The 2683-nt window shown below is 75.4% G+C and carries 3 protein-coding genes and 1 pseudogene; 2 read left to right on the top strand and 2 right to left on the bottom strand.

Features of this window, described 5'->3' with window-relative positions; genetic code table 11:
* Together B9S61_RS01565 and B9S61_RS01570 are read left to right on the top strand one after the other, a co-directional pair.
* A pseudogene (locus B9S61_RS01565) lies at nucleotides 1–450 on the top strand (pyridoxal phosphate-dependent aminotransferase); the annotation flags it as partial.
* Nucleotides 447–1553, top strand: a complete 1107-nt coding sequence (locus B9S61_RS01570; protein WP_103540569.1) for an MBL fold metallo-hydrolase — start codon at nucleotides 447–449, stop codon at nucleotides 1551–1553. The pseudogene B9S61_RS01565 and the gene B9S61_RS01570, both read left to right, overlap by 4 nt.
* A 22-nt stretch (nucleotides 1554–1575) precedes the next feature.
* On the opposite strand, the gene B9S61_RS01575 is transcribed toward B9S61_RS01570, so the two are convergent.
* Nucleotides 1576–2199, bottom strand: a complete 624-nt coding sequence (locus tag B9S61_RS01575; RefSeq protein WP_103540570.1) for a DedA family protein — start codon at nucleotides 2197–2199, stop codon at nucleotides 1576–1578.
* Nucleotides 2200–2246: 47 nt separating this feature from the next.
* Nucleotides 2247–2683, bottom strand: a 437-nt coding sequence (locus B9S61_RS01580; RefSeq protein WP_146064671.1) for an MBL fold metallo-hydrolase, incomplete at its 5' end; no start/stop codon positions are given.

Here is a 2683-nt window from a genome sequence, read left to right on the forward strand (position 1 = left end):
CTGTCCGAGCCCGAACCGGTCACCGCCCGCGTCGCCGACTCCGTACGTCTGCACGCGCTCCTGGCCGCCGCCGCGCACCGTGCCGTCGTCGCCGCCGGCGCGGTGTCCAGGCCCCCGTCCTGCGGCCGCCACCTGTACGTCGACCTCACCCCGCTGGCGCCCGCGCTCACCGCGCGGGGTGTGGGCGACGCCCAGGAACTGGAGGACTTCCTCACCGTCCGGCTCGGCATGCCCGCCCCGGGCGGCCACCGTTTCGGCGACGAGCTCGAAGCACCTCGCGTACGCCTGTCCACCGCCCCCCTGCTGGGCGGCACAGCCGGCCTGCGAGCGGAGTGCCTGCGCACGTCCGAGCCCCTGGAACTGCCCCACGTGCGCGACGCGTTGGCGCACCTGACCTCGGTCTTCGACGATCTCCGTGACGACGCTCGGCGACGGGAGTCCCCTCGATGACGCAGCGGCCCGGGCCGACCGGGAGAACGACCACGACGACGACCACGGCCCCCGGCGAGGCCACACCGCAATCCGGCAGCCCGCAATCCGGCAGCCCGGGAGCCGGCGGCCCGTCCCCCTCCGCCCGCCCGTACCCGCCGTTGGCCGAACCCCGGCCGCTCGCCGAACACCGGGTGTGGCCGCGCGCCTTCCACGACCGGCTGACGGCACCGCTGCCCGGCCTCAGGGCCCTCGCCCGTTTCGCCCGCGAGGGTGCCGTGCGGCCCACCCCGGACGGCCTCGCCGACATCCCCCGGCTGCCCTTCGCCCCCGGCCCGCTGCCCCGCGTGGACGCCCGCACGATCGCCGTCACCTGGGCGGGGCACGCCAGTTGGGTCCTGCGGATCGGAGGGCTCACCGTGCTCACCGACCCGGTCTGGTCCCGCCGTATCCTCGGCACCCCGGCCCGGGTCACCCCCGTCGGCGTCGCCTGGGAGGCACTGCCGCGCGTGGACGCGGTCGTCATCAGCCACAACCACTACGACCACCTGGACGCGCCCACCCTGCGCCGGCTCCCGCGCGACACCCCGGTGTTCGTCCCGGCCGGGCTCGCCCGCTGGTTCCACCGCCGCAGGTTCACCCGGGTCACCGAGCTCGACTGGTGGGAGGCCGCCGAACTGGACGGCGTCCGCTTCGACTTCGTACCGGCCCACCACTGGTCGAAGCGGACCCTCACCGACACCTGCCGCTCCCTGTGGGGCGGCTGGGTGCTCACCGACCGCGAGGGCCGGCGCCTCCACTTCGCCGGTGACACCGGCTACGGACACTGGTTCTCCCGGATCGGCCGCCGCTACCCGGGCATCGACCTCACCCTGCTGCCCATCGGCGCCTACGACCCCCGCTGGTGGCTGGCAGACGTCCACTGCGACCCGGAGGAGGCCGTGCGCGCCGCCCAGGACCTCGGGGCGCGTCGCATGGCACCCATGCACTGGGGCACGTTCGTCCTCTCCGCGGAACCGGTCATGGAGCCCCTGGTCCGGGTGCGCGCCGCCTGGGAGGGAACCGGGCTGCCCCGCGAGAACCTGTGGGACCTCCCGGTAGGCGCCTCCCGCACCCTGACGTGACCCGCCGTCCCCCTGACGGACGTCAGCCGGCCGCCGTTCCCCGCACGCGCCGCCACAGGCCCGGGGCCGTGCTGATCAGCACGGTCAGGACGATCACCGCGAGGACGCCCGCCCACGGTTCCCTGAACAGTGAACCGCCGAGGACGCCGATCAGCTGGTACGTCGCCGCCCAGGCGACACAGGCCGGCAGATTGCCGCGCACGAAGCGGCGCATCGGCCACTTCGCGAGCAGACAGGCCAGCATCACCGGCAGCCGCCCGGCCGGCATCAGCCGGGACAGCACCAGCACGGCCACGCCGTGGTCGGTGAGTTTCCGCCGCGCCTGCTCCAGCCGGTCCTCCGGCGCCCGCCGCCGGATCGCCTCCAGCCAGCGCGAGCCGTTCCTCGACCTCATCCCGCGCCGCCCCAGCCAGTACAGCGCCACGTCCCCGAGGAACGCGGCCAGCGACGCCGTGACGAGGAGCAGCACCATCGAGAACGGCGCCGTCCGGTGGAAGGCCACCACGGCCGCCGAACTGACCAGCGCGCCCGTCGGTACCACCGGCACCAGCGCCCCGATCAGCACCAGCAGGAACAGCGAGGGATAGCCGACCGCCTGCTGGGTGGAGTCGGGCGCGACGACCGGGAGGGCCGCCGGCAGGGCCATCGACGGCAGGGACGCACCGGCCGCCTGGCCCAGGGCGGCGGGAAGGATCACCGTGCGCCCTCCAGGCGCACGCTCTCCCCGTGTCCGAGCCGGTGCACGTTCACTCCGGGGGCGTGCCGGGCCGCCAGCCGCTCGAACTCGTGCCCCGGCGAGTGGAACTCGTGCGGGCGTACGGCGTCCATCCCGATCGGCCAGTACGTGCCGTAGTGCACCGGCACCGCGCTGGGCGCGCCCAGCAGCGCCAGCACCTCGGCCGCGCGCCCCGCGTCCAGATGCCCCTCACCGAGGTACGGTCCCCAGCCGCCCACCGGCAGCAGCGCCACGTCGACCGGCCCCACCTCCTCGGCCATCCTCTCGAACAGCCCGGTGTCCCCGGCGAAGTACGTCCGCGCCTCACCCTCGACGACGTAGCCGAGCGCGGGTGCGCGGTGCGGGCCGACCGGCAGCCGCCGCCCGTCGTGCCGCGCGGGCACGGCCCGTACGG

The organism is Streptomyces sp. SM1 (genome assembly GCF_002910825.1).
Classification (GTDB): domain Bacteria; phylum Actinomycetota; class Actinomycetes; order Streptomycetales; family Streptomycetaceae; genus Streptomyces; species Streptomyces okerensis.

What these genes read in the sequence shown, in the direction of transcription:
- B9S61_RS01570 (WP_103540569.1), top strand. Translation starts at nt 447, where the DNA reads ATGACGCAGCGGCCCGGGCCGACCGGGAGAACGACCACGACGACGACC.
- B9S61_RS01575 (WP_103540570.1), bottom strand. Translation starts at nt 2,199, where the DNA reads ATGGCCCTGCCGGCGGCCCTCCCGGTCGTCGCGCCCGACTCCACCCAG.